Consider the following 22721-nt stretch of genomic DNA (forward strand, 5'->3'; position numbering starts at 1 on the left):
CCAGATGACCGAAGATCTCCGCCGCCGGGTGCGGGATTTCCTCGCCGCCCACCCGTTCACGCCGCGCTGCGATTCCTGGGCGGGCTCGTACGACCTGGACTTCAGCCGCGAACTCGGCGCGGCCGGGCTGCTGGCCGTCTCCTGGCCGGAACGTCTCGGCGGCGGTGGCGGAACGGCCGTCGACCGGCTGGCCGTCACCGAGGAACTGCTGCGCGCCGGTGCTCCGCTGGCCGCGCACTGGGTGGGGGAACGGCAGATCGGCCCGACCCTGCTCCGGCACGGCAGCCCGGAGCTGCAGGAGGAATTCTGCCCGCCGCTGGCGCGCGCGGAGTGCACGTTCGCGCTCGGGATGAGCGAACCGGACGCCGGTTCGGACCTCGCTTCGCTGCGCACGTCCGCCGTCCGCGACGGCGACGGCTGGCGCATCACCGGGCGCAAAATCTGGACCAGCGGCGCGCACCGGGCAAGCCATCTCTACGTGCTGGCCCGCACCTCGCGCGAAGCCGACCGCCACGACGGGTTGACGGAGTTCGTCGTCGCGCTGGACTCCCCGGGGATCACCGTCACGCCGATCCTGGACCTGCGCGGCGAACACCACTTCAACGAGGTCGTCCTCGACGAGGTGGCCGTTCCGGACCGGTGGGTGATCGGCCGCGTCGGCGAGGGCTGGCGGCAGGTCGTCGGGCAGCTCGCCTTCGAACGGGGCGGTCCGGAGCGGTTCCTCTCGACGTATCCGCTGTTGTCGGCGGTACTTGCCGCCGGGCTGGCGGACGACACTGCGCGGCGCGGGCTGCGCGCATTGGCGGCGCGGTTGCAGATCCTGCGCGCCTGGGTGCTGGAAACGGCGCAGGTGCTCGACGCCGGCGGCTCCCCGGTCGTGCCAGCCGCGACGAGCAAATATCTCGGCCACCACTTCGAACTGGGCGTCATCGAGTGGGCGCGGCCGCTGATGCCGCGCGCGGCGCCGGAGGTCCGCGCGCTCTACGACCAAGCCCTCGCCGCCGCACCCGCCTCCGGCCTCCGGGGCGGCGCGGCCCCCGTCATGCTGTCGATGATCGCCAAGGACAACCGATGACAACGCACTCTCTGGAAACCGACCTCGACGTCTCGGTCACCGAGGTGATCGCGGACTGGGACCGGCCCGGCGACCTCCGCGAGCACTGGCGGATCGCGACCGGGCTCGGCTGGACCGCCATCCTGGACGACTTCCCGGACCAGCGAGAACTCCTCGACGCGGCGTGCGGCGCGGTCACCGCCCTCGCCCGCGGCGGGATCGCGCTCCCGCTCCGCCAGACGCTGGTCGCCCGCGCCGCGGCCGAGGTGCCACTGTCCACAGAGGACGCCATTGCCGGGCATCCCGCGGCACAGGGAATCTGGGCGCCGATCGCGGACGTCCTCGTCGGTGCGGACGGCGCGCCCGCTGAGGCCGGGCGAGATTTCGCGGGCCGGCCGTATTCTGTCTCTTCGTCGCCGGAGATCCCGTTGCGGGTCGCCGCGTTGTCGGAAATCCTCCGCTGCCAGGAAATGCTCGGCGCGGCCCAGGGCGCGTTCGCCGAAGCCCGCCGGTATGTCACCGAACGCGTGCAGTTCGGCAAGCCGCTGGCCGCCATTCCCGCAGTGCGGACCACGCTCGGCCAGCTGAAAGTCGATGTCCGGCAATTGGAAACGGTTACGCACGAAGTCAGGCTCCGCCTCTTCGGCGACGAGGCCGCGCTCGCCTTCGCGCTGGCCACCGCCCGCGCGGTCGCGGCGGAGGTCGCCCCGCGGATCGCGCAAACCGCGCATCAGCTGCACGGCGCGATGGGCATCACTTACGAGGCCGCACTGCATTGGCGGACCAAACTGCTGTGGGCGGACTGCGACGAAGGCGCACTGTGGGGCGACGACGGCATTGCCGACATCCCGGTTGACGAAACCGCCCTGTGGTCGTTGACCGCTCCGGGGGACCGCGGCCAGCGTTATTAGCAAACCTGATCGCGAACAATGGAAATTCGAGGGCGATCAGGACGGTTTTCCTGCGCCACTCGGCCCAATTCTTCGCGGCATGGCTTTCGGTTGTCTCCTTTCGTGGTGAACTCGACGCCGGCCGGTCTTCGCGGGAAAAGGGGATGAGTCGTGCTGGTGCGTTCTGTGTCATTGCTGGGTTCGAGTGTGCTCGCGGCCGGTGCGCTGGCGGTGCCCGGGACGGCCGTCGCGCCGGTCCCGTGCGACGAGGCGAGTCTCGTCGCCGCCGTCAGCGCTGCCAACGCCCATCCGGGCAGTTCGATCGACCTGACGGAAGGCTGCACCTATCAGCTCACTGAGGCATTGCCCGCGATCTCCGCCGCCACGACCGTCAACGGCCATCACGCCACCCTCGCTCGCACGCAGACGGCCGCGCTTCCGGATTCTGCGCACCGACGCGGCCGGGGTGTCGATTCTCGATCTGTCGGTCACCGGCGGCCACACCGCGCCGGGCGAGGACGGCGGCGGCATTCTCAATACCGGCGCACTGGTCCTGACCCGGGTGACGATCCGCGGCAATTCCACCGGAGACGGCCCGCCCGCAACCGACGGCGGCGCCGGGGGCGGCGTGTTCAGTTCGGGCGGCACGCTGTCGATCGCCGACAGCACGGTCACTGGCAACGTCACTGGCAGCGGCGGTCCGTGGGCCCGGGTCGGCACGGGCGGTTTCGCCGGTTCCGGCGGCAATGGCGGCGGAATCGGGGTCCGCCAAGGCACCTTGACGGTCGAGCGCAGTTCGGTCGGCGGAAACCGGACCGGGAACGGCGGAGACAGTTCGGCGGCTCCCGGCGCCGAGGGGGACAGCTGGGCGCACGGCGGCTACGGCGGCGGGATCTGGAGCACCCAGCGCACCACCGGCACCGATAGCGCAGTGTGCGACAACACCGCGGGCGACGGCGGGACCGGCGGACCGGTCGGCAGCTCTCCCAGCGGATCCGCCGGTCATGGCGGCCCCGGCGGAAACGGCGGCGGCGCCTACGTCGCGGGCACCGCGACGTTCACGCACAGCATGTTGTGCCGCAACAGTTCCGGCGGCGCGGGTACTGGCGGTTCCGGGACCGCGCGCGGGTACGACGGAAACGCGGGCGACGGCGGCGGACTCTGGACCGGCTCGGGCATGGCGACCCTCGCCGACACCACGATCACCGACAATCGCACCGGCTCGCCCGGCACCGTCCGGCCCGGAACTCCCGGCTCCGGCGGCGGGATCTACGACCACACCGGCGACCTGACCGTCACCGGCGGCCGTCTCGCCCGCAACCGCAGCGGCCGAGACGGCGGCGGAGTCGGCCTGCACAGCACGCGGAAGCGGCCGGTCGCGCACTTCCGGATCACCGGAGCGAAGATCACCGGCAACCTTGCAGGCGGAAACGGCGGCGGCATCGCGGTCTCCAGCGTCCACGACACCGCGGCGCACGTTCTCGCCGACAGCGTCGTCACCGGGAACACCGCGGCCAGGGGCGGCGGCATCCACCTCGGCTCCGGCAACACGGTGCAGCTGGACCACGACACCATCGGCGGCAACCGTCCCGACGACTGCGTTCCGCCCGGCTGCGGAGGGTCGCGCTAGCCGGCCGGGACGAACGCGATGAGCCGCTGATGCGGATCGTCGACGACCTGCAGCACCACCTGGTCCAGCGTTTCCCCGACCCCGTCCGGCCGCCGCAGCCGCACCCGCAGGTGCGTGTGCGGCCGGACGACGTCGTTGCGTTCCCAGAGCGCGGCGAACCCGGGGTCCGTGCGCAGCAGTTCGTCGATCCAGCCGCCGGTCGGCGCTCCGGCCGGGGTGCTCGCGCGCACGATGCCGATCACGGTGCGCCGCATCGCTTCCAGGTCCGCGAACCGGCTCTGGAGGACCGGATCGGTGAACAGCATCTGCACGTACCGGCGGCGCTCCGGCGGGACCGCGCCGAAATCGGTCAGCAGCCGCGCGGCGGCGGCGTTCCAGGCCAGGACCGACGTCGCCGGTCCGACGAGGATCGCGGGCACCTCGCCCATCCGGTCGACCAGCCGGCGCAGCGGATCGCTCGGCTCGGGGTTCGGTGGAGGGGCTTCGCCGGCGACGACGAGATCGAGTGCGTACCGCGTCTGGTCGCCGTCGAGCCCGAGCGCGTCGGCGATGCGGCGGACCACGTCGGCGCTCGGCATGACCCGGCCCTGCTCGATCCGCGTGTAGTACTCGTCGCTGACGAACGCCAGCGCCGCGACCTCGCCGCGCCGGAGACCAGGCACCTGCCGACGCCCGGTTCCGGTGGAGGCGGGCGGCGGGGCCTCGTCGCGGCGGGCGTGCAGGAAGGCACCGAGCTGGGCGAGCCGGGGGTCGCGCGCCATCAGCGCGGGCTCCGGCTCCGCCGCCGGGGGAGGGGGATCGGATTCTCCCCCTCCCGCGCCGGCTGCCGCGGGCGCACGGTGGAGGCATGATCGACCGCGAACGCATCGACGTCCACACCCACCTGGTCCCTCCGTTCTGGGGCGAGGCCCTCGCACAGCACGGCGGCGACCCGTCGGGCTGGACGCTGCCGCCGTGGACGCCGGACGACCACCTGAAGTTCATGGACGCCAACGGCATCGCCACGAGCGTACTGTCGCTCACCGCCCCCGGCGTGACGGGCTGGACCGGCTCGGCGCGTCGCGAGACGGCCCGCCGCGTCAACGAATACACCGCCGAACTGGTGCGCGACCGCCCGGACCGGTTCGGCTTGTTCGCCACGGTCCCGCTGCCCGACGTCGAAGGCGCGGTCGCGGAGGTCGACCACGCGTTCGCCGCGCTCCGAGCCGACGGCGTGGTCCTGCTCTCCAACTACGACGGCGTCTACCTGGGCGACGACCGGTACGCCCCGCTCTGGGCGGCACTCGACCGGCAGCGCGCGGTGGTCTTCATCCATCCCGCGCACCCGCTCGTGCCGCTGCTTCCGGGGATCCCGGGGCCGCTGGTGGACTATCCGTTCGACACCACCCGCAACGCGGTGCACATGGTGTTCCACGGCATCACCGAGCGGTACCCGAACGTGCGGATCATCCTCGCGCACGCTGGCGGGTTCGTGCCCTTCGCGGCGTTGCGGTTCTGCCAGATCCAGGCCTCACTGGAGCCGGGCGGGCCTGCCGCGGAGGACTTTCTGGCACGGTTCCGCAGTTTCTACTGGGATACGGCGTTGTCGTCGGGCGAGTACGCGTTTGGTGCGCTGGCTCGGTTCGCTGACCCCGCGCGGATTCTTTACGGCAGTGACTTTCCTTATGCGCCACCGGAAGTGGGTGCTCGGTTCACGGAGATCCTGGACGCGGACAGCGGATTGACCGCTGAACAGAGCCGGGCGATCGACTCCGGAAACGCCCGCGCCCTCTTCCCCCGACTGGGCTGAACCGCGTCCGGCCGTGCTGAACCCCCGCACGGCCGGACGCCCGTTCAGGGCAGCGGCGCGTACGCCGCCGCATCACCAGCGCGGGCAGTGCTGCGCACTCCGTCGACGCTCACCGGCACGTCACCCGACACAGTGACCCGGTGCAGGCGGCGGGGAAGGTCGTCGTAGTCCGCGACGCCGTAGTGCTGCGTAGCGCGGTTGTCCCAGATCGCGACGTCGCCGGGAGCCCACTGCCAGCGCACGGTGTTCTCCAAGCGAGTCACGCGGGTCTGGAGCAGTTCGAAGACCGCCGCCGATTCGGTGCTGGACAGGCCGACCAGCCGCTTCACGAAATGCCCGAGGAGCAGGACCCGTTCGCCGGTTTCCGGGTGGACGCGGACGACCGGGTGTTCGGTTTCGTAGACCTCCGAACGGAATTCGTCGCGATAGGACTGTTCTTTCACGTCGACTCCGCCGACGCGGTATTCGTCCGCGCGGCCGGCGTAGTCGTGCGTGTTGGTGTGCACGGCCCAGAGCCGTTCGGCCAGTGCCCGCAGCGAGGCGGGCAGTTTGGCGTACGCGTTGGCGGTGTTCGCCCAGGTCGTGCTGCCGCCGTAGGCGGGGAGGGTGACCGTTCGCAGCACGCTGATCGCCGGGATCCGGTCCACGAACGTGACGTCGGAATGCCAGCTGTTGGCTTTCCCGTGCTGCGCGTCGATCGGCAGGATGTTCCCCAGCCCGGTGCTGCGGACCGTCGGATGCGGCTGGGTGAGCCCGCCGAGCAGCCGGGCGAACGCCTGCTGCCCTTCGTCGTCGAGGTGGTGCTGCTCGCGGAAGAAAATCACTTTGTTCGCGAGCAGCGCGCCCCGGATCTGCGCGACGGTGTCGGCGGGAAGGTCCCCGCCGAGCCGGATTCCGTCGATCCTGGCGCCGATATCGGCACCGATCTTGTGCACGGCGAGGCGCGTGTCCACTGCGTCGGCGAGGGTCATCGGATACTCCCATTCGGTGTGCTCGGCTGCTTTCCAGACTGGGCGCCTGCGAGCCGGGAAGGCAAGATTGCGTTCAGGGTGAACCGAATTCGTCCCAGAATCCGGGCAGGCGCCCGGAGTCCGGGATGTGGGACGTCGTTGCCTGCCGGAAAGCCTGCTGCCAGCCTGATCCGCATGTTCCCGGACCCGGCTCCGACCGGCCGTCCGCACGCCGGCCCCCGGCGGCGGGCCGGTGCGGCCTGTCCTGGTTCCCGCTGATCCGAATCGACCGGGGAATCGCGCCGGTTCCGCGTCGTATTCGCAAGGCGGATGCCGGTTCCGCCAATTCGTTTCTCCCTTTTACCCTGCGTGAAAAAAGGACGTGCCACCGTGACCACGAGCCGAAGGCAATTTCTGGGACTGACCCTCGCGGGATTCGCGGCGACGGCGGCAGGCTGCGCCGCGGCGAGCGGCGGCACCACGAAAACCCTGCGCTACCAGGGCTGGGCGGGCCAGGTCACGCCGCCCGAACTCGCCGCCGACCTCGGCTATCTCGGCGATGTGACGCTGCAGTGGGTGGGCGACACGATCAGCGGGCCGCAGGACATCCAGTCCGCGGCGACCGGTCAGGTGGACTTCGGCGGCGCGTTCAACGGAGCGATCGTCAAGCTCGCCGCGGCCGGGGCCCCGATCACCTCGGTGCTCGGCTACTACGGCGTGGACAAACTGGAGTTCAACGGGTACTACGTGCTCGAGAACAGCCCGATCCGCGGCCCGCGCGACCTGGTGGGCAGGAAAATCGGCATGAACACCCTCGGTGCGCACTCCGAGGCGATGCTCGACATCTACCTCCAGCGGAACGGACTGCCCCCGGCGGACATCCGCAAGGCGGAACCGGTCGCGCTGCCCCCGGTGAACACCGAACAGTCGCTGCGCCAAGGGAACATCGACGTGGCGGTGCTCAGCGGCATCCTGCGCGACAAGGCGCTCGCCCGCGGCGGCATCCGGCCGCTGTTCACCGACTACCAGCTGCTCGGCGCCTTCACCGCCGGAACCTACGTGCTGCGAAAGGACTTCGTCGAACGGAACCCGGACACCGTGCGCACGTTCGTCAGCGGAGTGGCCAGAGCCATCGAATGGACCAAGACGACGCAGCGCGAGAAGGTCGTCGAGCGCTTCACGAAGATCGTCAAGGGCCGCAACCGCAACGAGGACACCGGCCCGCTGAAGTACTGGAAATCCTGGGGCGTGGCCGACAACGGCGGCGTCATCACCGACCGGGAACTCCAGCTCTGGATCGACTGGCTGGGCGGACGCGGCGACATCCGGCCGGGCTCGGTCAAGGCGGGCGATCTCTACGCCAACAAGTTCAACTCGTACGCGAAAGGCCAGTGATGAGCGGGGTGCACAGCGGGATCACGTTCGCCGGCGTCGGCAAGGCCTTCCCGGCCCGGGGTTCCGGCGGCCTACTGACCGCGCTGTCCGGGATCGACCTGGAGATCGGCGCGGGCGAGTTCGCGGTGATCGTCGGCCCGAGCGGCTGCGGCAAATCGACGCTGCTCGACCTGCTCGGCGGCCTAGCCGAACCCGACACCGGGCAGATCCGGCTCGACGGGACGCCGGTGCGCGGGCCCGGGCGCGACCGGGGGATCGTGTTCCAGCAGTACGCGTTGCTGCCGTGGCGCACAGCTCGGGGCAACGTCGAATTCGGCCTGGAGGCCACCGGCGTGCGGCGGGCCGACCGGGCGCGGCGAGCGAAGGAGTACCTCGATCTCGTCGGCCTGCTCGAGTTCGCCGACCGGCATCCGCACGAACTGTCCGGCGGCATGAAACAGCGCGTCGCCATCGCGCGCAGCCTCGCCTACGACCCGGACGTGCTGCTGATGGACGAACCGTTCGCCGCGCTCGACGCGCAGACCCGGGAGTCGCTGCAGGACGAACTGCTGCGGATCTGGCGGCGCACCGGGAAAACCGTCCTGTTCATCACGCACAGCATCGACGAAGCCGTCTACTTAGGACAGCGCGTCGTGGTGCTGACGTCCCGGCCGGGCCGGGTCAAGAGCGTGGTCGACATCGACCTGCCGCACCGCGGCGACGGGGCGGACGTCCGTTCGACCGGCGAATTCGCCCGGTATCGGCACGCGATCTGGGAACTGCTGCACGACGAGGTGGCCCGGGCACACGAACTGGAGAAGGAGGCCGTCGGAGCATGAGCGTCACCACTGTCCCGGAGACCGCGAGAACCGAGCGGAGGGAACCCGCGGCGGTCCGCCCGCGCGTCCGGCGCGGCCGGCTCCGAGCGGTCTTCGTGAAGAGCATCGCGCTGGTCCTGCTGCTCGCCGCGTGGGAGATCGCTCCGCGCGCGGGTCTGGTGGACCCGGTTTTCCTGCCGCCCTTCCACACCGTCCTCGGCGCGCTGGCGGACCTGGCCGGCAACGGGCAGCTCGCCGCCAACGCCGGGGCCAGCCTGACCCGGTCGCTGGCCGGATTCGCCGTCGCCGTCGTGACCGCGGTGCCGCTCGGCGTGGCGATCGGCTGGTACAAACCGGTTTCCGACGTGCTGACCCCGCTGGTGCAGGTGTTCCTGAACACCGCGGCGCTGGCGCTGCTGCCGGTGTTCGTGCTGATCCTCGGCATCGGCGAGACCTCGAAGATCGCCATCGTCTTCTACGCCTGCACCTGGCCGATCCTGCTCAACACCATCAGCGCGGTGCGGTCGGTCGACCCGACCCTGCTCAAACTGGCCCGGTCGCTGGACCTGTCGGCGCCGCGGCTGTTCGCGCGGGTCGTGCTGCCCGCGTCGGTGCCGACGATCTTCACCGGGATCCGGCTCGCCGGGGCCGCCGCGATCGTCGTCGTGATCGCCGCGGAGATGGTCGGCGCGAAGGCCGGGCTCGGCTACCTGATCAACTTCTCGCAGTACAACTTCGCCATCCCGCAGATGTACGCCGGAATCGTCGCGATCTCCGTTCTCGGCGTCGCGTTCAACCAGCTGCTCGTGACCGTCGAACGGCGGTTCACCTCCTGGCGCACGGATCGCTGAGAAAGGACTGACCGATGGAAACGCTCGAGTTGACCGCGGACGTGTTCGTGGCGGGCGGCGGCCCGGCCGCCACGTGGGCGGCGCTGCACGCGGCCCGCGACGGTGCGGATGTCGTACTGGCGGACAAAGGTTATTGCGGAACCAGCGGCGCGACAGCCGCCGCGGGTACCGGGGTCTGGTACGTGCCGCCGGACCCGGCCGCACGGGAAGCGGCGATGGACTCCCGCGAGGAACTCGGCGGCAGGCTCGCCGACCGGAGGTGGGCGGCCCGGGTGCTGGACGAGACCTACGAGCAGGTCAACGAACTCGCCGTCGCGGCCCGGTTCCCGTTCCCCGTCGGCCCGGACGGGCGCCAGCTCCGCAACGGGCTCCACGGCCCGGAGTACCTGCGCCGGATGCGCGTTCTCGTCCGGCGCGCCGGGGTGCGGATCCTCGACCACAGCCCGGTGACCGAACTGCTCGCCGATCCCTCCGGGGCGGTGGCGGGCGCGGCCGGCCACCGGCGGCAGAGCAGGCAGGACTACCGGGTCCGGGCGGGCGCGGTCGTGCTGGCCACCGGCGGCTGCGCGTTCCTGTCGAAGGCGCTGGGCTGCGACGTCAACACCGGGGACGGCGCGCTGTTCGCCGCCGAGGCCGGGGCCGACCTGTCCGGCATGGAGTTCTCGAACGCCTACGGCATCGCGCCGGAAGGCACCTCGGTCACCAAGACCGCGTTCTACCATTTCGCCACCTTCTTCCGGGCCGACGGCAGCGTGCTCGAAGGCGCGAGCGGCGTCCGGCGCTCGCCGATCGCGCGGGAACTGCTGCGCGGCCGGGTGTTCTGCCGGCTGGACCGGGCCGGCGAGCAGACCCGCGCGGCGATGCGGCTGGCCCAGCCGAACTTCTTCCTCGCCTTCGACCGGATGGGCATCGACCCGTTCGCCGAGAAGTTCCCGGTCACCCTGATCGCCGAGGGCACCGTCCGCGGCACCGGCGGCATCCGGATCGTCTCGGACGACTGCGCCACCACGGTCCCCGGCCTGTACACGGCGGGCGACGCGGCCACCCGCGAGCTGATCTGCGGCGGTTTCACCGGCGGGGGCAGCCACAACGCTGCCTGGGCGATCTCGTCCGGCACCTGGGCGGGCCGGGGAGCCGCCCGCTACGCCCGTTCCCTCGGCTCCCGCGCGAACAGCCGCCGGACGCTCGCACTCGGCGAAGCCGGGCTCCGGCCAAGCGGACGCGCCGACGGCGACCACCGCGAGGTGATCGCCGCCGTCCAGCGCGAAGTCCTGCCCTACGACAAGAACTACCTGCGCCACGGGAATGTGCTGGCCCCGGCGCTCGCCTCGCTGGACGACGTCTGGACGCGGCTGCGAACGTCGCTGGGCGGCAGCGGCGAGCTGTCCGTCCGCACCCGGCAAGCGGCGGCGATGGCCGCACACGCGCGGTGGATGTACCGCTCGGCGCTCGCCCGCACCGAGACGCGCGGCATGGCGAAGCGGCTCGATTTCCCCGCGCAGGACTCGGCGCAACGGCATCGCCTGCACACCGGCGGCCTGGACACGGTCTGGGTCCGTCCGGAAAGGACGGTCGTGGAGGCGGCGTCGTGATCGAACTGGTGTCCGCGGACCGCTGCATCGCCTGCGACAAATGCATCGCGGTCTGCCCGACGAACGTCTTCGACCGCGGCGCCGGCGGCATCCCCGTGATCAGCAGGCACGACGACTGCCAGACCTGCTTCCACTGCGAGGCGAATTGCCCGGCCGACGCACTGTTCGTCTCGCCGCGGACGTCCCCGGAACCGGACGGGGCGCTGGCGAAGGACGCGGACCTGCTCACCGACGGCGGGTTGCTGGGCAGCTACCGGGAACGCCTCGGGTGGGGAAAGGGGCGGGCTCCGGCGTCCAGCCTGGCGATCGGCCCGCCGTTGCGCCCAGGCGCGGATCCGATCACGAGCTGAACGCGCGAGTCCGGTGGGAGCTGACCGATGACGACAAGTGTTCTCGCGGTACCCCGCGACCACCGCAGCACCTCCGCCGCGGCCGTGCTCCGGGCCGTGCTCGCGCGCGGCCCGCTGGCTCGCGATTCGCTCGCCGAGTTGACCGGCATCAGCCCCGCCGGGGTCAGCAGGCAATGCGCGAGTCTCGCCGGCCTCGGTCTGCTCACCGCCCGCCCGGCAGCTCCGCCCGCGAACCGCCGCACAGCCGGGCGGCCGAGGACCGAACTCGACATCGCCGCCGACCGGCACGCGGTGTTCGGCGTGCACATCGCCCACCACTTCGCCACGCTCGCCGCACTCGACCTGCGCGGCCGAGTCCTGGCCTCGGAACGGATCCCGCACCGGGGCGGCGAACCCGAGCAGATCCTCGCCGGGACCGCGGCACGGCTGCGGGAATTCCGGCGCCGCCACCAGCGGGGCCGGATCCCGGTGGGACTCGGGGTCGCCAGCGGCGGCTGGGTCGACCCGGACACCGGCGCGATCGTCGAACATTCCTCCCTGGGCTGGTACGACGTGCCCGCAGGGCCGATCCTGGCGGAGCTGTCCGGCCTGCCCACCCGGGTCGACGGGCATGCCCGCGCGCTGGCCTCGGCGGAGGCGATGTTCGGCATCGCCCGCGGCTGCGGATCTCTGGTGCACCTGTTCGTCGGCAACGTGGTCGACGCCGCCATCGTGTCCGGCGGACGGCTTTGCCGCGGCCCCGGCTCGGCGGCGGGCACCGTCGCGCACCTCCCGCTCGGCGCACTGGACACGCCGTGCGCCTGCGGCCGGTCCGGCTGTTTCGAAGCCGACGCCGCCGAATGGGCGGTCACCGCCCGTGCCGGCCGAGCGTCCATTGCGGACGTAGTCGACGCGGCCGGATCCGGAGACCCGGCCGCACTCGACGTCCTGCTCGCCCGTGCCCGCGTGATCGGCCGGGCGGCGGCGCTGTTGTTCGACGTGGTGAACCCTGAAGTGCTGGTGGTCGCCGAGCCGGGGATCGCCGGCCTGCCCGCCTGCCGGGACGTCGTGCGCGCGGAGGTGTCGGCCCGGTCGCGCGGGCGCGTCGACGCGGCGGCCCGGGTGCTTCCGACGAGTTTCCCGGGCCGGGATTTGCTGGGCGTGGCGGCGGGGGCGGTGCAGCTGGACGCGCTCTACACCGACCCGCACGCGTTCCTCGCCTAGCGGACTTCGGCGAGTTTCCCGGTGGCGACGTCGAAAACGAAGCCGCGCACGGAGTCCTGGTGCGGGATGAACGGACTGGTCCGGATCCGGGCGAGCGACTGCCGGACGTCCTCCTCGATGTCGCTGAACGCCTCGGCGGCCCAAGCGGGCTTGATCCCCGTTTCCCGCCGGATCGAGTTCCGGAATTCGTCGTCGCCGAAAGTGAGCATGCCGCAGTCGGTGTGGTGGATGAGGATGATTTCCGTCGTGCCCAGCAGTCGTTGGCTGATGGCGAGAGACCGGATCTCGTCCTCGGTCACGACGCCGCCCGCGTTCCGGATGACGTGCGCGTCGCCTTCTTCGAGGCCGAGAACGCCGTAAACGTTGAGGCGCGCGTCCATGCAAGCGAGAACAGCGACGTGCTTGGCGGGCGGCAAGGGGAGCGGCCCGGTGAAATTCGCGGCGTACGCGGCGTTGTTGGCCAGAAGCTCGTCGGTGACGGACATGATGATCCTTCCGCGAGAAGAGTGGACGCGCCGAGTGCACCGCTCTCCGCCACTGTGCGCAATCGTGTCCACCACCTGGGCGGCCGGAAGCATTACCGTGCGTCGACGAGATCCACCGCGGTCGGCCCGTCCGGCAGGTCCGCGAGCAACAGCCCGGCCTCCACCTCGACGGTCCGGTCGCCATGCGGGGTGCGCGCCCAGTATTTGCCCGGCGGCGGCAGCAACGTCGTGCACGGCGTGACGATTTCGCCGTCGACCGTCCCGTGCACGCGATGCGGTCGGCCGAGAATCGCCGCGGCGCCAACGAGATCGCCCGCCGTGACCAGCGTGCGGACCAGCGTCGAGGAACAGCCGGGAAGCAGGTCGAGGGCATGCGCGGTGAAACCGGAGACAGGCCCGAGCTTCCGCAGGAGGGCGGTGTCCCCGGCGCCTCGGTGGCCGAAGCGGAAGTTGCTGCCGGTGACCACTGCGGTGGCGTCGAGGGTGCGCCTCAGCACGCCGTCGACGAAATCCTCGGCGGACGTCCGCGCGAGGCATTCGGTGAACGGGAGGACGAGCACCTGGTCGGCTCCGTGCCGACGGGCCAGCTCGGCTCGGTGTTCCACCGTCGCCACCGGTGTCGTGTCGCGCGGCCGTCCGGCGATGGTCGCCGGATGCGGGTCGAACGTCGTGAGGACCACCGGCGCTCCGCGCTCGCGGCCCAGGCGCACCGCGTGGTCCAGAACCCGTTGGTGGCCGCGGTGCAGTCCGTCGAAAACGCCGAGCGCGACGACGGACGGGCCCCAGCCGTCCGGCACCTCCGCGGTGCCGTGCCAGAAAACCGTGCTCACGCGAACCTCCCGCGTTCGGGCAGCGCTGGGAACCGCGGCGCCCCCGGGGACGCGAGGGCGCCGCGGCGGATCAAGAGCCCCGCTTCTTGAGGAACGAGACGTCGTCGTTGCCGATGAGGTCCGGCACGGTCCAGCCGTCGAGGTCGTATTCGGCGAGGCACTGCTCGGCCAGGCCCTTCATCGACTCGGTGGTGCCCTGGGCCTCGGCGGCGAAGAGCAGTTCCGCCTTGACGTTTTCGTGGTTGCCGGAGTAGTTGCGTTCGTAGAGTTCGTGCCGTCCGCCGAACTCCGAGCCGACGGCGTCCCAGAGGGCTTTCATGACCTTGACCCGGTCGACGGCTTCGTAGCCGTTGGAGCCGCGCACGTACTTGTCCAGGTACGGCCGGACTTCGGGGGTTTTGAAGTCGATGGAGTGCGAGTTGAGGTAGATCAGGCCGCTGGCCACGTCGGATTCGATGATCTCCTTGATCCGGGGGTAGGCCTGGATCATCAGCATCCGGTAGGTCAGGCCGTAGTCGAGCTTGGGCAGCAGCGCCCCGTTGGTCCATTCGTCGGGGTTGCGCGCCATCGCGTCGGCGAGCGCGAAGAAGGTGTTGCGCCATCCGACGACCTCGCCGACGCGGGTCTGCACGCCGCGGAAGTCCTTGCTGCCGGTGATCTCCAGCGCCTTGAGCAGGAGTCCGGCGATGAAGTCGATTTTGGTGGCGAGCCGGATGCAGCCGTGGAAGGTGAAGCGCGGGATGAAGCCGGAGACGGGGAAGAACCCGTTGATCTTCTCGATGTCGCCGTAGAGGAACACGTTCTCCCACGGCACGAGGACTTTGTCGAACACGAAAATGGTGTCGTTCTCGTCCATCCGGGAGGACAGCGGGTAGTCGAACGGGCTGCCCATCACCGCCGCCTGCTGCGTGTAGGAGGTGCGGCAGATGAGTTTCACGCCCGGCGCGTCCATCGGCACCGTGCAGATGAGCGCGAACTCCTTCTTCTTGATCGGCAGCCCGTAGTGGGCGATGAAGTTGTAGTTCGTGATGGCCGAACCGGTCGCCACGACCTTCGCCCCGGACACGATCAGGCCCGCGTCGGTTTCCTTCTCCACCTTCATGAACACGTCGCCGACCTCGTCCGGCGGCAGGTTCCGGTCGACCGGCGGGTTGATGATCGCGTGGTTCCAGTACAGGACCTTCTCCTGCGATTCCTTGTACCAGCGCTTCGCGTTGTCTTCGAACGGCGCGTAGAAGTCGGAGTTCGCGCCGAGCGTGCCGAGGAAGCTGGCCTTGTAGTCCGGGCTGCGGCCCATCCAGCCGTAGGTCATCCGGGACCAGGTTTCGATCGCGCGGCGGTCGGCGAGCAGGTCGTCGACGGTGTGCGGGCTGCGGAAGAACGGGTGGGTGACCCCGCCGTTGCCGGTGTCGGTCGGCACGGTCAGCTCGTCGCGCGTCTCGGGCGAGTGCAGCGCGTCGTACAGCCGGGCGGTCATCCGGACCGGGTTGCGGAAGGCGGGGTGGGTGGTGACGTCCTTGACGCGCTCGCCGTAGATCCACACCTCGCGTCCGTCCTGAATGGACTGGATGTACTCGTCGCCGGTCATCGGCGCGGAGGCGGTGGGGGCGGCGGCCGCGGAGCGGTCCTGCTGGATGGTCATGGCGATGTCCTTTCGGGTGGCGGTCAGGCGGCGTGCGGGCGCAGCGGGGTGAACGTGGTCGAGGCGCCGAACCAGCCCGCCTCGGGGCAGTCGAGCGAGCCGCCCCAGTGGGTGCCGGTCTCGCGGGGGCCGAGTTCGCGGAACGCGCCGGCGTAGAACAGCAGCGGCTGCCGGTTTTCGACAGCGACGTCGACGACCTCGCCGACCACGATCAGGTGGTCGCCGCCGTCGTAGGTGCGCCACGGGCGGCACGAGTACACCGCGGCGGAGCCGACGAGGACCGGTGCGACCGGCCCTTCGGCCCATTCGGGTCCGGGATCGGCCGGACGTCCGGCGAAGTGCCAGGCGGTGTCGGCCTGGTCGGCGCCGAGCACGTTGACGGCGAACGCGGCGCCGTCGAGGTAACTGCAGGCCTTGGACTGCCGGGTCAGCGTGACCTGGCACAACGCGGGTTCGAGCGAGACCGCGGTGAACGCGTTGACCGTCGCCCCGTGCGGGGTCCCCTGGTCGCTGCGGCAGGTCACCACGGTGACGCCGGTGGCGAACCTGCCGAACGCGTCGCGCAGTTCGCGGGACGGAACCGTCATCTCGCACCTCCTCGTGCGATGTACGCTATGCGTACGGAGTGAACGCTATGCGTGCAGTGAGTGGAAGGATGCATCAGGAGGCGACGGAGGTCAAGGGCGATACCGGAGCGGGTGAAATACTGCGGAGCGTGACGGCAGCCGGAAACGAGCGCGACTTCGTGCAGAGCCTGGAGCGCGGCTTCGCCGTGCTGCTCGCCTTCGACGAGGAGCGCACCAACCCCACGCTCACCGAACTGGCGACCGCGACGAACCTGTCGCGGCCCGCGGTGCGCCGCCTGCTGCTGACCCTGCAGCGGATGGGCTACGTGACCAGCGACGGGCCGCGCTGGTCGCTGACCCCGCGCGTGCTGACCATCGGCCAGCACTACACGGCGACCCGCGCGATGATCGACCTGGCGCATCCGCACCTGCTGCGGCTGGCGGAGATGACCGGGGAGTCCGCGTCGCTGGCCGAACTGGACGGCAACGAGGCGGTCTACGTCGCCCGCGTGCCGGTGCGGCGGATCATGAGCATCAACGTCGCGGTCGGCACCCGGCTGCCCGCGCACGCGACGTCGATGGGCCGGGTGCTGCTCGCGTGGGCGGGCCCGGGGCGGATCACCCGCTACCTGGAGGAAGCCCCGCTGCGCTCGTACACCGCGCGCACTGTCACCGATCCGGCGGAGCTGCGGACCGCGCTCGCCGCGGTGCGCGACGCTGGTCTGTCTATTGTGGACGGTGAGCTGGAGGAGGGCCTGCTGTCCGCGTCGGCCCCGGTGCGCGACCGCACCGGAGCGGTCGTCGCGGCGCTCGCCTCGTCGACAGCCGCCGGACGGCTCGCGCCGGAGCGGCTGCGCAAGGAAACCGTCCCGGTGCTGCTCGAAACCGCGGCAGCGATCAGCGCGGACCTCGGGTACGACCCGAGGCCCGTGCCGGTGAAACGGGACGGCTTCTACTGAGTTCGGGTCATCCGATCAGCGACGGAATCTGCGTGAGCGCCCCGTCGTGCGCGACGATCCTTCCCCGCTTCATTGCCAAGCTGCGCGGAGGGGAAAGCACCACGGTTCACCCGGCAGCACAACCAAGTCGGCGACATCTCCCGGCGCGAGACCGGACTTCTCGTAACCGAAGGCGACGCTGGGGATGCTGAGTTCGCTGGGCCTGGTGGAGATCCAGGCCGACCGGGGCGCGTTCGTGACCGAAAGGACGTCGCCGCGCAGTCGCGGGAGGTGCAGCGTTCGCTCACCGACATCGATCTGGTCCGGGCGGTCCTGGAAATCGGAGCGCTGCGACTGGCTCGGCGGCGCGGCGTGTCCGCCAAGGGGCAGGCGACCGTGCGGAAGGCACTGGACGGGCTGGAGAAAACCGTCGCACCGGGCGCTGGTGCGGGCGACCGGATCCGATTCGCTGATCCGGCTGTGGGACGAGCACGCCGCCGAGATCGACCAGATCGTGCAGATCGGCCCAAGGGGCACGTGACGGACGCGGAAGACTTGGCCCGGCACCGGCTGCTGGCCTGGGGGAATGCTGGACGGCGACGTCGACGCGGCCATCGAGGCGGGCCAGTTTCTGCCCGAGGTTTGCCGCGATTTCCTTCGCCGGTTGCTGGGCTGAGGAACCCGGCATCATCCGGATTCCGTTCTCTGCTCGCTGATTTCCCACGAATGACGTGGTCGTCCACGCCGCTGACCACATCGGACTTTGCGCCTTCGGCGCAGCCGAAAACCGGCGTCCGCGAAAATTGTCAGACCTCGCCGCTACCTTGCTGGGCATGACGCTACTGGGGTTCTCCGAGGAGGACGAGTACCTGCCCGACTACGGCACCATTGTGCTTCGAGACGTATACCGCGACAGCAGTGTGCCCGTGCTGGGCAACGACCTGCTTGGCGAAAGCGCGACGAACGCGTTGTCCGGCACGGTCGCGACAGCAGGCGACGGCTGGCTGCACTGCACCGCCAACGACCCCTGGCAAGCAGTGCGCTGCGAGGCCCACGACGGGCCGCCGGAACTGCGGCTCGAGGAATGGGAAGACGTTGTCGAGTCGCCGTTTCACAGCCGTTCCGGGGCCGTGAGCCTGGCATTGCTGACCGGCGGTGCCACCGGCGACCAACTGAACCTGGGCGCGCAAGGCCTTTTCCGCACCCGGATCTGCCGCAAACCAGCGGAACCCGGGGAAGAGGGCGACGTCTGGCTGATCCAGTTCTGGCCGGCGCCCGACCGGCCGGAGCCGCCGCGGTGGCTCAACCGCACCCGCGCCACGCTGCACCCGGAAAACCCGGGCTGGCAACAGGTATTGGGATACCACTTGATCGAAGTGTCGTGGTACTTCACGCTCGCCGGCATGCCGCGCCGGGACGGCTGGCTCGACGAACCGTTGCCCGGCGAGCCGCCCTCGGACACTGTGTGCGCGCAGCTGGGCGTCGATCCGCCGCGCACGCGACGGGACGCGATTCCCCTGCTGGTCGCGGCAGGACTGCTCGTGGCGGACGGCTCCGGCGGCTACTCGGCGGGAACGCCGCGGCGGGCCACGGAAGTCCTCGACCTCCCGGCGGACCTGGCCGCCCGGTTGGATGCGGCGGCGGTGCGGGCCGTGTACGTCTGGCTCGCGGCCGACCTCGTCAGCATCGCGGCCTGGTCGAATCCGGCGCACGTCAAGGATGTCGCTGCTTTGCTGGCCGTCCCGGAGGAAACCGTCGAGCCGTTGCTCGAGTATGCGGTCAGCGACAAGCTGATCCGCCGGGAGGACGACACTGTCGCGGCGCTTCCCCGCCCGCCGCTGCCGCAGCAGGTGCCCCGCGTGACAATCGTTCACCGGGAGGAACCTCCGACCGTGGCCGGTGCTCCGCCGCGAGCCGGGTTCGTCTCCGGCGACGGCACGGTCGGCGTATGGCACGCGGGAGAGTTCGCGATTCTCGGCCGGGTCGAGAGCGACTACCGGTACCGCGCTTTCGAGACCCTGGCCGGAATTTACGTCGCGGCGTCCGGCGGGCAAGGACAGCTGATCGACTGGTCGGGCACTGCCCGGCAGCTTCCGGTGGACTTGGACATGGGGCCTGTCCGCAGCGCGGACGGACGCTACCTGGCGGGCGTGCAGACTCACGTCGGCAGGCGGTCGTGGGACCAGGTGCATTTGTACGACGTGACAACGGAAGAATCGTGGAGCCTGCCGAAATCGCCTGAGCTGACCCGAAGGGTCCTGGGCATCCACGACGGGGCGGTCTATTTCGTCACCGGTTCCGGAGGCGGGCCCTTCGTCGCTTCCCGCTGGACGCCGGGTCACGAACCGGCGGACCTCGCGTCGCCGATGCATCTGCTCGACCCGTTGTCCGGGGCGCAATTGCGCGAAGAAGCCTGGGGAATGGCGGTGGTCACCACGTCCGGGGAACAGCTGGCGGCGAGGGAACCCTACCGCTGGCGTTTCGTGCCGGGCGGCACGCGGATGTATTCGTTCCGGTACGACCCGCCCTCCGCGGAACTGCTCGACCTGGCTACCGGGTCGGTCACCGCCTGTCCGCTCCCGGCGGCCTGCGACCTCGGCGACACCGCGCCGACCGCGCCGGTCTGGGAAACCCCCGACACGGTGGTCTTCTCCCAGCCGCACCACGGGTGGACTCGCCGCATCGTCCGATGGCACGTGCCTCGCGCCGAGTTCGAGCATTTCGACCTGCCCGAAATCGCGGGATACCGCCCGTTCCCGGTCGAACCGATCCTCGCGGGAGAACCGGGCGCCGGAAAGCCGGTCCGGTCATGACGAACGTGTCGGCCGACTATCGCGGGCATCCGTCCGGGGGACGCTCCGGGCCGCCGCCGCAGTTTCCGCGGCGGCGGCCCGGAGCGGTTGCCCGGCTCCGGCGTTCAGTGTCAGCGATGCGCGACCGCGACGGGCGCGGCGACCGCCAGCTTCCACACCGCGTACCCGATCGCGTCGGAGTTCTTCTCCAGCGGCGTGTCCGGGATGTTCGACGTCGTGTCGCAGGCGCGGTGGTAGCAGTTGTCGAACGCCGCGCCCGGCGTGCCGCCCCACTTCTCGGCCTGTTCGTAGCTCTTGATGTCGCCGGCGCCCGTCGCGAGGCCGCCGACCGGGATGCCCGCGCGCTTGAACGACGCGTGGTCGGACCGTCCGTCGCCTTCGGTGTCGCCCTCGGTCTCGATGTTGATGGAGGCGAAGTACTCGTCGAAGACGGCCTTGACCGAAGCGACGTCGTCGTAGACGAAGTAGCCCCAGTTCTTCGAACCGATCATGTCGAAGTTGAGGTAGGTCGTGATCTTCGCGCGCTCGGTGCTCGACAGCGTGCTCACGTAGTACCGCGAGCCGACCATGCCGGACTCCTCGTCGGCCCACCACGCGAACCGGACGCGCTTGGCCATCGCCGGGTTGGTGCGGGCCAGCGTCAGCGCGACCTCGAGGATCGACGCGCTGCCGGAACCGTTGTCGTTGATGCCGGGGCCGGCGCTCACCGAGTCGAGGTGCGCGCCGAGCATCAGGACCTGGTTCGCGTCGCCCTGCGGCCATTCCGCGATCAGGTTCTGCGAGCGGCCGGTGCAGCTCGTGCAGGTCTGCCGCTTCGTGGTGTAGCCCGCGTTCTTGAGCAGGTTCTCCACATAGGACACCGACGCGGCGTAACCGCCGCCGCGCGGCGAGCGCGTGCCGCCGTTGTTGCGGGCGATCGCCTGGAACTGGTTGAGATGGGTCTTGATGTTGGCCAGCGAGATGTCCGGGGCCGCGAGCGCCGAGGCGGGCGCGGCGGTGGCCGCGGGCACGCTGACGACGCCCAGTACCGCCACCAGGGCGGTGACCCCGGCGCCGAGTCTTGTCTTCCACTTCATGACGGTGCGTTCCTTCGGTTGGGGTTGGGGGAGCGGGTGTTTCCGGGGGAGGGGCCGGGCGGGCCGGGTCCCGCCGCGCGGCGGCGAGCGGGACCCGGCCGCGTCAGGTCAGCGCGCGGCGCGCGTCGTGCAGGTCGGCTCGCCGGACACCGCGGGAACGGAGACGGCGTTCCAGGCTGCCTTGGTGGCGTTGAACTCGGTGCAGCTGCCCGGGTAGAGCGCGATCGCGGCCTGGAGAGTCGCCTTGCGGGCCGCCTTGTGGTTCCACGACGAGGTCTTCTTCAGCAGGCCGTTGTAGAAGATCTTGGCGGCCTTCTGGATGCCGACACCGGTGACGCTGCTGTTGTTGCAGGTCGGGCTGGCGGGCTTGCCGCCGCCCGGGTTCGAACCCTCGGCGAGCAGATAGAACCAGTGGTTCTGCGGACCGGCCGCCGCGTGCACCTCGGTGCTCGGGATCGACGACGAGTAGCAGTTCGGGTCGCCGGCCTTCGACGGGTTGTACATGTAGCGGATCGGGCCCTGGCCGACCAGGTTCACGCCCTCGCCGACCTCGTAGTCCGGCCGGTCCTTCGCGTTGTTCGCATACGCTTCGGTCATCGCGCCGAAGATGTCGCCGGTCGACTCGTTCAAGCCGCCGTTCTCGTTGCCGGAACCCGCGCCGCCCGGGGTGGTCTGGAAGATGCCGTGCCCGAACTCGTGGCCGACGACGTCCATCGACGTGGCCTGGCGCTGGTTGTCCTGCGAGTGCCCGAAGTGCGTCGACGAGCCGTCCCAGTAGGCGTTGACGTCGTTGAGGCCGACGGATGCCGGATAACCGCGTCCGCTGCCGTTGATGCCGTTGCGGCCCAGCCAGTCCTTCAGCATCTTCCACTCGGTCTGGACGCTGAAGAGAGTGTCGACGCAGCCGGTTTCGAGGTTCGTGCCCGAGCCGTTGCCCCAGCTGTTGTCCGGTCCGCTGTAGACAGACCCGCCCTCGCGGCCGCAGCTGATGCCCGGGCGGCCGGGGTCGCGCATCGAGTACGAACTGCCGGAACCGGTGGTGTCGATGGAGACGGTGCCGGCGTAGTAGCTGTTGCCGGTGCCCGCCGCGTTCACCGCGTTCGGACCGGCCTGGGACTTGGCTCCGGAGCTGAAGGTCTTGATGTCGTCCCGCTGGTCGAGCACCGCGCCGGTGGCGGCGTCGACGAACACGTGCAGCCTGCTCGGCGCCGCGGCGGTGCGCCCGGTGACGACGACCTCGTAGGCCAGTTTCGGATTCGCCCCGGCCAGCACCACCTTTTCGGGTGCGCTCACACTGTCCACAGTGGGCAGTTGGGCGCGTGCGGTGGAAGCGGCCTTCGCGGCGTCGAGCTCTGCCTGCGTCCCGACGGCGATGGGTGCGGTTTCCGCGGCGCTGGTGTCGCGGACGTTCCCGGCTCCGTCCGCGACGACGACCGCGTCCCCGCCGACGACCCGCAGGCCTTGGTAGGTGCGCTCGTAGGCGCTGTAGAAGAGCCCGGCGTCGCCCGCGGTCTGGCCGACGCGCCGGAACGCCTCCGCCGGGCCGCGGCTGAGCCGGCCGAGCCCGGAGGCGACCGCCTGGTCGGCCGCGCGAGCGGCGGCCGCGTCGGGGGACGCGGGCTGGGCTTCGGAAGCCGCGCTCGCCGGGACGGCCGGCAACGCGAGGGACATGGCGAGACCGGCGGCGGCCGCCAAGCCCGTGGTGAGTCCGCGATGGGGCATCGAGGTCTTCCTTCCATGAAGGCAGGACGATGGGTGCGGGGAGAGGGAAAGCGCCCGGCCGCTCACGGTGGGTATGCGGCCGAGCACAGTCGAGTAAAGGATCGGCGCAGAGGGGCGTCAATGCTCCAAACGGACCAACGGAATGTTC

Annotated in this window: 20 protein-coding genes; 12 read left to right on the forward strand and 8 right to left on the reverse strand. The window is 70.6% G+C overall.

Going from position 1 to position 22721, the window contains the following annotated elements; translation table 11 throughout:
• The first annotated feature begins 4 nt into the window (after positions 1-4).
• The 3 genes from L3Q65_RS09130 (at position 5) to L3Q65_RS09140 (ending at position 3574) form a co-directional block, all read left to right on the forward strand.
• Complete coding sequence (locus tag L3Q65_RS09130) at positions 5-1075, forward strand: acyl-CoA dehydrogenase family protein (RefSeq protein ID WP_220508276.1); 1071 nt, start codon at positions 5-7, stop codon at positions 1073-1075.
• Positions 1072-1965: an acyl-CoA dehydrogenase family protein gene (locus L3Q65_RS09135; RefSeq protein WP_237599327.1), complete on the forward strand. Its 894-nt coding sequence runs from the start codon at positions 1072-1074 to the stop codon at positions 1963-1965. The genes L3Q65_RS09130 and L3Q65_RS09135 overlap by 4 nt, the downstream gene beginning before the upstream one ends.
• A gap of 445 nt (positions 1966-2410) precedes the next feature.
• On the forward strand, positions 2411-3574 hold the full coding sequence (locus L3Q65_RS09140; RefSeq protein WP_237599328.1) for a hypothetical protein: 1164 nt from the start codon (positions 2411-2413) through the stop codon (positions 3572-3574).
• On the opposite strand, the gene L3Q65_RS09145 is transcribed toward L3Q65_RS09140, so the two are convergent.
• Positions 3571-4335: a helix-turn-helix domain-containing protein gene (locus L3Q65_RS09145; protein WP_182895132.1), complete on the reverse strand. Its 765-nt coding sequence runs from the start codon at positions 4333-4335 to the stop codon at positions 3571-3573. The two genes, L3Q65_RS09140 and L3Q65_RS09145, sit on opposite strands and share 4 nt — an antisense overlap.
• Positions 4336-4421: 86 nt before the next feature.
• Here L3Q65_RS09145 and L3Q65_RS09150 point away from each other — a divergent pair, with 86 nt between their 5' ends.
• Positions 4422-5363 carry an amidohydrolase family protein gene (locus L3Q65_RS09150; RefSeq protein WP_237599329.1) on the forward strand — a complete coding sequence of 314 codons (942 nt, stop codon included), beginning with the start codon at positions 4422-4424 and terminating at the stop codon, positions 5361-5363.
• Positions 5364-5407: 44 nt separating this feature from the next.
• Here the strand turns inward: L3Q65_RS09150 and L3Q65_RS09155 are convergent, their stop codons facing one another.
• The gene (locus L3Q65_RS09155; RefSeq protein ID WP_304504552.1) at positions 5408-6334 is read right to left on the reverse strand and encodes a TauD/TfdA family dioxygenase; all 927 of its coding nucleotides are present in this window, start codon (positions 6332-6334) and stop codon (positions 5408-5410) included.
• Between the two features lie 369 nt (positions 6335-6703).
• Between L3Q65_RS09155 and L3Q65_RS09160 the strand changes: the two genes are divergently transcribed.
• Genes L3Q65_RS09160 through L3Q65_RS09185 form a run of 6 tightly spaced genes read left to right on the forward strand, consistent with a single transcriptional unit; the run spans position 6704 to position 12501 of the window.
• The gene (locus L3Q65_RS09160; protein ID WP_237599330.1) at positions 6704-7708 is read left to right on the forward strand and encodes an ABC transporter substrate-binding protein; all 1005 of its coding nucleotides are present in this window, start codon (positions 6704-6706) and stop codon (positions 7706-7708) included.
• Positions 7708-8526, forward strand: a complete 819-nt coding sequence (locus tag L3Q65_RS09165; RefSeq protein WP_237599331.1) for an ABC transporter ATP-binding protein — start codon at positions 7708-7710, stop codon at positions 8524-8526. Before L3Q65_RS09160 ends, L3Q65_RS09165 begins: the two co-directional genes overlap by 1 nt.
• A complete protein-coding gene (locus L3Q65_RS09170) occupies positions 8523-9356 on the forward strand; it encodes an ABC transporter permease (RefSeq protein WP_237599332.1) in 834 nt (277 codons plus the stop codon). The genes L3Q65_RS09165 and L3Q65_RS09170 overlap by 4 nt, the downstream gene beginning before the upstream one ends.
• A 14-nt stretch (positions 9357-9370) precedes the next feature.
• Positions 9371-10948, forward strand: a complete 1578-nt coding sequence (locus L3Q65_RS09175; RefSeq protein ID WP_237599333.1) for an FAD-dependent oxidoreductase — start codon at positions 9371-9373, stop codon at positions 10946-10948.
• Positions 10945-11298, forward strand: a complete 354-nt coding sequence (locus L3Q65_RS09180) for a ferredoxin family protein (RefSeq protein ID WP_237599334.1) — start codon at positions 10945-10947, stop codon at positions 11296-11298. Before L3Q65_RS09175 ends, L3Q65_RS09180 begins: the two co-directional genes overlap by 4 nt.
• A gap of 27 nt (positions 11299-11325) precedes the next feature.
• Positions 11326-12501: an ROK family protein gene (locus L3Q65_RS09185; protein ID WP_237599335.1), complete on the forward strand. Its 1176-nt coding sequence runs from the start codon at positions 11326-11328 to the stop codon at positions 12499-12501.
• Here L3Q65_RS09185 and L3Q65_RS09190 read toward each other — a convergent pair.
• The 4 genes from L3Q65_RS09190 to L3Q65_RS09205 form a co-directional block, all read right to left on the reverse strand.
• Positions 12498-12986, reverse strand: a complete 489-nt coding sequence (locus tag L3Q65_RS09190; protein WP_237599336.1) for a carbonic anhydrase — start codon at positions 12984-12986, stop codon at positions 12498-12500. The two genes, L3Q65_RS09185 and L3Q65_RS09190, sit on opposite strands and share 4 nt — an antisense overlap.
• Positions 12987-13078: 92 nt before the next feature.
• A complete protein-coding gene (locus tag L3Q65_RS09195; RefSeq protein ID WP_182895134.1) occupies positions 13079-13816 on the reverse strand; it encodes an adenylyltransferase/cytidyltransferase family protein in 738 nt (245 codons plus the stop codon).
• Between the two features lie 70 nt (positions 13817-13886).
• Positions 13887-15458, reverse strand: a complete 1572-nt coding sequence (locus L3Q65_RS09200; protein ID WP_237599337.1) for a 4-hydroxyphenylacetate 3-hydroxylase family protein — start codon at positions 15456-15458, stop codon at positions 13887-13889.
• A gap of 23 nt (positions 15459-15481) precedes the next feature.
• Positions 15482-16045, reverse strand: a complete 564-nt coding sequence (locus tag L3Q65_RS09205; protein WP_037819593.1) for a flavin reductase family protein — start codon at positions 16043-16045, stop codon at positions 15482-15484.
• 128 nt (positions 16046-16173) lie between these two features.
• On the opposite strand from L3Q65_RS09205, the gene L3Q65_RS09210 reads away from it, so the two are divergent.
• Both L3Q65_RS09210 and L3Q65_RS09215 read left to right on the forward strand, forming a co-directional pair.
• Positions 16174-16983 (forward strand): IclR family transcriptional regulator C-terminal domain-containing protein, encoded by an 810-nt coding sequence (locus tag L3Q65_RS09210; RefSeq protein ID WP_370648179.1) that lies wholly within the window; start codon positions 16174-16176, stop codon positions 16981-16983.
• 812 nt (positions 16984-17795) lie between these two features.
• On the forward strand, positions 17796-19775 hold the full coding sequence (locus L3Q65_RS09215; protein WP_182895136.1) for a hypothetical protein: 1980 nt from the start codon (positions 17796-17798) through the stop codon (positions 19773-19775).
• A gap of 110 nt (positions 19776-19885) precedes the next feature.
• Here the strand turns inward: L3Q65_RS09215 and L3Q65_RS09220 are convergent, their stop codons facing one another.
• The gene (locus L3Q65_RS09220; RefSeq protein ID WP_182895137.1) at positions 19886-20851 is read right to left on the reverse strand and encodes a M28 family metallopeptidase; all 966 of its coding nucleotides are present in this window, start codon (positions 20849-20851) and stop codon (positions 19886-19888) included.
• 108 nt (positions 20852-20959) lie between these two features.
• Positions 20960-22573, reverse strand: a complete 1614-nt coding sequence (locus L3Q65_RS09225) for a M4 family metallopeptidase (RefSeq protein ID WP_237599338.1) — start codon at positions 22571-22573, stop codon at positions 20960-20962.
• Positions 22574-22721: the final 148 nt, after the last annotated feature.

Source organism: Amycolatopsis sp. FU40 (assembly GCF_021903635.1).
Lineage (GTDB): Bacteria > Actinomycetota > Actinomycetes > Mycobacteriales > Pseudonocardiaceae > Amycolatopsis > Amycolatopsis dendrobii.